Source organism: Asticcacaulis sp., from assembly GCF_047605585.1.
GTDB lineage: Bacteria > Pseudomonadota > Alphaproteobacteria > Caulobacterales > Caulobacteraceae > Asticcacaulis.
In genome coordinates this window covers 1-7,665 of sequence record NZ_JASGFK010000017.1, presented here as the reverse complement: position 1 = coordinate 7,665, position 7,665 = coordinate 1, and the positions used below count along the sequence as shown (strand labels likewise).

General features: G+C 61.2%; 8 protein-coding genes. 7 read left to right on the top strand and 1 reads right to left on the bottom strand.

All coding sequences use genetic code 11. From position 1 onward, the window contains the following. From QM647_RS19280 to QM647_RS19250, 7 genes are all read left to right on the top strand, one after another. On the top strand, positions 1–485 hold a 485-nt coding region (locus tag QM647_RS19280; protein WP_414997188.1), incomplete at its 5' end, for an isocitrate/isopropylmalate family dehydrogenase. 268 nt (positions 486–753) lie between these two features. Next, on the top strand, positions 754–1,857 hold the full coding sequence (locus tag QM647_RS19275) for a GDSL-type esterase/lipase family protein (protein ID WP_414997187.1): 1,104 nt from the start codon (positions 754–756) through the stop codon (positions 1,855–1,857). Positions 1,858–1,963: 106 nt separating this feature from the next. Then, positions 1,964–3,082 (top strand): GDSL-type esterase/lipase family protein, encoded by a 1,119-nt coding sequence (locus tag QM647_RS19270; RefSeq protein ID WP_414997186.1) that lies wholly within the window; start codon positions 1,964–1,966, stop codon positions 3,080–3,082. Next, positions 3,083–4,168, top strand: coding sequence for an SGNH/GDSL hydrolase family protein (locus QM647_RS19265; protein ID WP_414997185.1), 1,086 nt, complete (start codon positions 3,083–3,085; stop codon positions 4,166–4,168). After that, positions 4,165–5,232, top strand: coding sequence for a putative zinc-binding metallopeptidase (locus QM647_RS19260; protein ID WP_414997184.1), 1,068 nt, complete (start codon positions 4,165–4,167; stop codon positions 5,230–5,232). Before QM647_RS19265 ends, QM647_RS19260 begins: the two co-directional genes overlap by 4 nt. Positions 5,233–5,416: 184 nt before the next feature. Beyond that, positions 5,417–6,037, top strand: coding sequence for a DUF2939 domain-containing protein (locus tag QM647_RS19255; protein WP_414997183.1), 621 nt, complete (start codon positions 5,417–5,419; stop codon positions 6,035–6,037). 227 nt (positions 6,038–6,264) lie between these two features. Next, positions 6,265–7,185, top strand: a complete 921-nt coding sequence (locus QM647_RS19250) for an AEC family transporter (RefSeq protein ID WP_414997182.1) — start codon at positions 6,265–6,267, stop codon at positions 7,183–7,185. On the opposite strand, the gene secB is transcribed toward QM647_RS19250, so the two are convergent. Beyond that, a complete protein-coding gene (gene secB, locus QM647_RS19245) occupies positions 7,182–7,598 on the bottom strand; it encodes a protein-export chaperone SecB (RefSeq protein WP_414997181.1) in 417 nt (138 codons plus the stop codon). The two genes, QM647_RS19250 and secB, sit on opposite strands and share 4 nt — an antisense overlap. Positions 7,599–7,665: the final 67 nt, after the last annotated feature.

Below are 7,665 nucleotides of genomic sequence, written 5' to 3'. Positions count from 1 at the left end.
ACGAGCACCGCCTGATCGACGACATGGTCGCCTCGGCGCTGAAGTGGTCCGGCGGTTTCGTCTGGGCCTGTAAGAACTATGACGGTGACGTCCAGTCCGACACGGTTGCGCAAGGCTATGGCTCGCTCGGCCTGATGACCTCGGCCCTGGTCACACCGGACGGCAAGACGATGGAAGCCGAAGCCGCCCACGGCACCGTCACCCGCCACTTCCGCCAGCACCAGAAGGGCGAAGCCACCTCGACCAACTCGATGGCCTCGATCTTCGCCTGGACGCAAGGCCTGAAGCACCGCGCCAAGCTCGACGACAACGCCGAACTGAAGCGCTTCGCCGAAACCCTGGAAAAAGTCTGTATCGACACCGTCGAAGCCGGCTTCATGACCAAGGACCTGGCCCTGCTGGTCGGCCCGTCGCAAGGCTGGCTGACGACCGAGGGTTTCCTCGACAAGATCAGCGAAAACCTGACCAAGGCCTTGGCCGCCTAACCTTCTCCTCCCCTGCGTGCGGGGGAGGTGCCACGGCTTGTCCGTGGCGGAGGGGGCCTCTGCCCTACCCTTCAAAGCCGTCGCCTCTTCACCGATGCGGCGGCTTTTTCGTTTCTCCCCCTGCAAAGGAGATAAGGCGCGGCTTGTCTGCACGGAGGGGCACTTGACGCTCCCGGCACCCACTGGAATAGTCTCCTCATAACAATAAGGAGACGAGAGGATGCGCATCCGGTCTGGCATAATGCTGACAGCCATAACGGCGGCAATCATGGCGATCAGCACAGCGCACGCACAGACGCCATCCGGGCCAGCCGCATCCGTGATCGTAAAATCACTTGGTGTCCCCTGCCCCGACTGCAAGATGGGCGAACGCGTCCCGCTTCATATCGGTGGACGTTTCTATCAGTACATGCACCAATGGCCCGGCGCCTATTGGGAGGCCAATATCAAGGGCACGTCATTCAAACTGATCCTGTCCGACACAGCCAATATTTTCAGCATCTACGTCGATGGTCACAAGATCGATAGCCAGAGAAAGCCTCTGTACCAGGCCATTCAATATAGCGGTCTATCCGACGGCAGCCACCGGGTGCGCGTCGAAACCCTGACGGAAAGTCAGGACGCCGAATATACCGGCGTGGGTGATATCGAGGTCGATGACCCCGCCAATGTCCTCCCCGCGCCACAGCCCCGCTCCCGCCAGATCGAGTTCATCGGCGATTCCTATACGGCCGGCTACGGCAATACCTCGCCCAAACGCGAATGCACCAAGGACGAGATCTGGGCCACCACCGACACGCAACAGGCCTTCGGGCCGCTGACCGCCAAGCATTACGACGCCGATTACCAGATCAATGCCTATTCCGGCATCGGCATCGTGCGCAACTACGATGGCGTGGCGCCGAAGCGCAACATGCCCCTGCTTTACCGCTCGGCCCTGATCGAGGACGAAACCCTGCATCCTTACGACAACGCCGGCTGGGACCCGGCCATTGTCGTGATCGCGCTGGGCGGCAATGACTTCTCTACCCCCGTCCATGCCGGTGAAAAATGGGCCAGCGAAGACGCCCTGACCGCCGATTACATCGCGTCCTACGTTGCCTTCGTCCAGCAGGTCCGCGCCAGCCACCCTGGCGCCCGCTTTATCCTGATGGATTATGGCGAGACGCGCGTGGCCGCCGCCATCAGCGAAGTGATCAAACGCCTGAATGCCGCCGGCGAAACCCGCGTGGCATCGCTTGATGTCGGCAGTGGTTTTGCCCAGACTGGCTGCGACTGGCATCTCAATACCGCCGATGACCAGCGCATCAGCGCCTCTCTGATCGCCTATATCGACGCCCACCCGGAACTCTGGGCCAACCCTGGCAAGTGAAATAGCGCTTTCCACCACCTTGACGCTCCCGGCATGCCCTGAAATAAGTCCGGTTCATAACAAAAACGGAGTTGAGACGATGCGTAACGGGTTGGGGCGTCTGATAATGGGCGGAGCACTGGCAAGCCTGTTAACAGCCGGGGCTGCGCAGGCGGCGGTGACGGTGGAGCCGGTCAAACAGCGTGTGGCGCGCCTTACCGCCCTGAATGCGCAGGTTGGTGGCCGCGCTGTTGATGACAAGGCCTATGTCGTTGTCGATTCGCCCTTCTTGAAGAAATATACGCATCAGTGGCCAGGCACCTATTTTGCGGCCCGTTTCGACGGTACCCGTGCCTATTTCAAGGTCGACGATAGCAGCAACATTCTCAATATTCGGGTCGACGGCAAGATCATTTCCACCCTCACCAAACCTGGCGCCCAGACCTATGTCATATCTGGCCTGGATAAAGGCCCTCACGATCTGCGTATTGAACGTCTGACGGAAACACAGTCGGGCAATGGCACCTTTTATGGCTTTGCCATTCCGAGCAACGAGAAAGCGCTTCCCGTCACCCCGCATGCCCGCCAGATCGAATTTATCGGCGATTCCTATACGGTCGGCTACGGCAATACCGCCGGCAAACGCACCTGTACCAAGGATGAAATCTGGGCCACCACCGATAACTCCCAGGCTTTCGGTCCTTTGACGGCCAAGCACTACAATGCCGATTACCAGATCAACGCCTTTTCCGGCCGCGGCATGGTGCGCAACTACGGCGGCTTTATCGGTGATCCCCTGCCGGCGCTCTATCCTTACGCCCTTTATGACGGCAAGACCGTCTATAATAACCCGGACTGGAAGCCCCAGATCATCGTGATCGGTCTCGGCACCAACGACTTCACCACCCCTCTGCATGACGGCGAAAAGTGGAAGAGCCGCGAAGAACTGCACGCGGATTACGAAGCGACCTATGTCCGGTTCGTGCAGTCGCTGCGCGCCAAGAACCCGGACGCCTGGTTCATTCTGATGGCCACCGATCAGGTCGATGGCGAAATCCAGTCCGAAGCCCAGAGGGCGATGGCGGCGATCCAGGCCGCCGGTGAGACCCGCATCAGCTTCCTGCCCATGAACAACCTCAATTTCGGCGGCTGTGACTTCCACCCCGACACTGCCGACGATCGCAAGGTCAGCGATGAACTGATCGCCTGGATCGACGCGCATCCGGAAATCTGGCAAGGTAAATAGATGCGCCTTGCCGCCCTTTGCCTGCTCGCAACCTTTCTGACCGCGCCTGCTTTCGCCGCCACGCCGGTGGGCACCGCCCTGCCGCTGCATATCGGCGGCCGCGTGGTGCCGGTCAGCGATGACGATCCGGCGCAGGGTTACCGGCACCAGTGGCCCGGCACCTATTTCGAGGCGCGCTTCCGGGGCACCGAGGTTCACCTGCGCCTCAATGACGACGTCAACCGCTTCAATGTCTATGTCGATGGCCAGCTGGTCAACACGCCCAGCCGTCCCGGCGAAGGTGATATCGTGCTCGGCCCCTTCGCGCCGGGCGAACATACCATTCGCGCCGAGAAGCTGAACGAATCGTGGGGCGCCGCGCAATTCACCGGCTTTTTCGTATCCGACCCCGCCAATGTGCTGCCCGCGCCCGAAGCCCTGCCGCGCGAGATCGAGTTCATCGGCGATTCCTACACGGTTGGCTATGGCAACACCTCGCCGACGCGTGACTGTCCCGGTGGCCAGGTCTGGGCCACCACCGATACGCAACTGGCCTTCGGCCCCGTAACGGCCAAGCACTTCAACGCCGATTACCGCATCAACGCCATTTCCGGCCGCGGCGTGGTGCGCAACTATAATGGTGGCGACGGCCTTCACCTGCCCCAGGCCTATGCCTATACGGTCCAGCCCGACATGATCGATTCGGCCGACTGGCGCCCGCAGATCATCGTCATCGGCCTCGGCACCAACGATTTCTCCACACCCCTGCATGGCGGCGAGGTGTGGACCACACGCGATGAACTGCACAGCGATTACGAGCAGACCTATGTCCAGTTCGTACAAACCCTGCGCGCCGAGAACCCGCAGGCCTTCTTCCTCCTGATGGCCACCGATCAGGCCAATGGCGAGATCCAGGCCGAGGTGCGGAAGGTACTTACCGCCTTGCGCAGCGATGGCGAGAGCCGCATCGATTTCTTACCGATGAACAACTTAAGTTTCGGAGCCTGCGACTGGCACCTCACCACGGCGGATGACGCCCGGGTGGCTTCCGGCCTGATCGCCTGGATCGACGCCCACCCCGATCTTTGGGACCATAAAAAAGAATGAAGCTCTTTCGCTGCGATAATTGCGGGAACTCCATCTATTTCGAGAATCGCTCCTGCCTGAATTGCGGCTATCGCCTGGGCTTCGTCTGCGAGGAAATCGCCCTGCACGCCATGCAGCCCGATAGCGCCCGCGCCGATCGCTGGCGCCGCGTCGATCAGCAGCAGTTCGTCTATCGCTTCTGTCCCAATGCCACCTTTGATATCTGCAACTGGCTGGTGCGCGATGACAGTGAAGACGACTACTGCACCGCCTGCCGTTATAATGGCCTGGTGCCCGATCCCAACACATCCGACGGCCTGCGCCGCTGGCGTGCCATTTCCGATGCCCAGCGCCACCTGTTCTATTCCTTCCTGCGCTGGGACCTGCCGCGACCGGGCCGCAGGGAAGACCCGGAAGGCGGTCTGCTGTTCGACCTGAAGGACGATCAGATCAATCCCGATGGCTCCTGCCAGCCGGTGCTGATCGGCCATGACGAGGGCCATATCGTCATCCGCACCGCCGAGGCCGACGACCCGACGCGCGAACAGCAGCGCGCCATGATGAACGAGCCCTACCGCACCCTGCTCGGCCACTTCCGCCATGAGACCGGCCACTTCATCTGGAACAAGATGGTGCGCGACGCGGACAAGATCCAAAGCTTCCGCGCCCTGTTCGGCGATGAAAGCGTCGATTACCAGCAGGCCCTCGACCGCCACTATCAGGAAGGCCCGCCGGCTGGCTGGGGCTCAGGCTATATCAGCTTCTACGCCACGGCCCATCCGTGGGAGGATTTCGCCGAATGCTTCGCCCATGTGCTGCATATCGTCGATTCGCTGGAGACCGCGCATATGTTCGGCATCGCTCTGGCGCCAATGTCGCATGAGTTCCTGGCGGCGCATGCCAGTTTCGATCCCTATTCGGTGCTCGATTTCGAACGCATCGCCGAGGTGTGGGTGCCCCTGTCGATGGCGCTGAACAGCATCCACCATTCGATGGGCGAGCGCGATCTCTATCCGTTTATCCTGACCCCGATGATCAAGCAGAAACTGGCCTATGTCCATGGCCTGCTGACCCGGCAGATCTAAACGCTTTTATACCTCCTCACCTTTGGTGGGGAGGGAGACCGCGCCACACCCATCCGCCAACTGTGCACAACAGGCGACAAACAAAAATACCCATGCTAGGAATGGTTAACGCGGTCGTTTTTAACGCGCATCTTCATCCGAAAAGTGCGTCACACTTTCGGAATGCGCTAAGGGGGAGCTTTCAGTGTCGCGCATTTTTGGGGTTATTCTGCTTCTGGTCATCGTGGCGGCCGCCGGTCTTTTTTACGCGGCGCCGATCATCTCGTTCTATGATGTCCGCAGCGCCTGCCGGAGCCAGGATATCGAATCCCTGGCCAAATTGATCGACTTCACCTCCGTCCGCACCAGCCTGAAAACCCAGCTCGATGCCGGTGACGAAGGTGTCGCCGCCCCCGCCCCTTCCGCGCTCAATGATCCGGTCGGCGCCACGGGCAATGCCATCAAGGGCGTGGCCGATTCCGTCGGCAAGGCCTTCAACGACCTGGTCAATCCGAACGCGACGAAGACCCCGCCCAAGCCGGTGATCGACGTCAATACCTACCTGACGCCCAAGGCCCTGCTTGGCCTGACCTATGGCGCGGCGAAAGACGCCAACACCTTCGAGCTGTCGAAGTTCGAAGGCAAGCCGCCCGCCCCCAAGACCGCCTTCTTCAGCCTGGAACGCGCCCGCCTGACCGTGACCGACGACACCCACGGCACCACCACCTTCACCTTCGAGCGCCACGGCCTGACCCACTGGCAACTGGTCCATATCGGCCTGCCCACCCCGGATATGGAACCCAAACCCGAAACCCCGGCGGGATAACCGTCTTTTATACCTCCCCACCTTGCAGGGGTTGGCGCCAACGAAAGTATAGCTTTCGCAAGCCATGGGACCGTTCGGCGAAGCCGGATGGTGGTGGGGTTTCTGACTTCCTTTAAATAGTGCCTCCCCAATGGTCACAATATGGACTCTTGCCTTGCCCCCGCTAAGGACAAGGAATTTCGTGACCAGGCTTGCCGTGCCGCGGTTTAAAGCGCATTGAAACCGGTATGCTCGATACATTAACCCGCGTTCTGGTCTTCTTCGCCTTTATCGGTCTCGGCGCCCTTCTGGTAAAGCTGAAGCGCCTGAACACTCAGGGTCTGGACGGTCTTTCCGCCTATTTCTACTGGCTGGCCTTTCCCTGCTGGCTGGTGGTCAGTTTCGCTAAGCTGCCGCCCTTCAAGCCGGCCCTCGCCCTGCCGCTTCTGGCCTATATCGCCGCCTTGGTCATCACCGGCGCACTGGTCATCGTCACGGCGCGCCTGTTGAAAGCGAAACCTGACGACTCGGTCGCCGCCGGCATGGCCGGCTTTGTCAATAATTCGGCCTTCCTCGGCATTCCCATCGCCATCAGCCTGTTCGGTCCCGCCGTTTCGCAGACCGGCCCCCTGGCCGTGGCCGCCGATTTCCTGATCCTGTTCAGCATCGGTTGTGCCGCCCTCGCCAAGGCCTCCGGCCATACGGTGAAAATGGCGCTGGCCAATACAGCCCGCAACCCGACCGTCATCGGCGCGCTGATCGGCGTGCTGTGCATGGCGGTCGGCTTTCACTTCCCGCCGGCCGTGGAGAACGCGCTCGATCTGCTCGGCCATTCCGGACCGCCCGTGGCTTTGGTGGCGCTCGGCGGCATGCTCGGCCTGATGCCGGCGTCAAATTTGGTCCGGCCCGATGCCGCCAGCGCCGCTGCGATCATCGGCAAGATCCTGCTGGCCCCGGCACTGGTCGCCATCGCCCTGGCCTTGCTGCATGTCGATCCGCTGACCTTCCGCGCCTTCGTCTTCCTGTCGGCCACGCCCACGGCGGTCAGCGTCTTCATCCAGACGAAGATGTACGGCCTGTGGTTCGAAGGCGCCGCGCGTTCAGTGGCGCAATCGACCCTGATCAGCCTCTTCACCCTCTCCGCCCTGGCGCTGATCCTTACCGCTTAACTGCGGCGCGTCAGACCCGGCTGGTTGGCTTCGAAATCGATCGGATCGAGGATCAGCGCCGGGAAACGGCCCTTCATCAGTACCGCATCCACCGTTTCGCGCGCGTAGGGATACAGGATGCCGGGGCACTTGCCGGTCAGGATGCGCTCGCGCTCGGCATCGTCAAAACCGACCAGCTGGAACACGCCCGCCTGCAGAATTTCCAGCATGAAAGCCGTGCTGCCGGCGCTGGTGGCGACGATAGACATCGTCAGCACCACCTCATAAGAGGAGTCGCCGAGCGCGCTGTGGCCCAGTTTCATGTCGACCTTGACCTGCGGCGACCATTCCTGGCTGAAGATCGCGGCACCGGCCGGCGCCTGGAAGGAGAGGTCCTTGAGATAGATCTGACGAATGGTGAAGGGCTGGGCCATTGGTTTTGCAATCCTTAAGCGGTGATGGGGCCTTAAGCGGTGATGGGGCCTTAAGCGGTGATGGGGC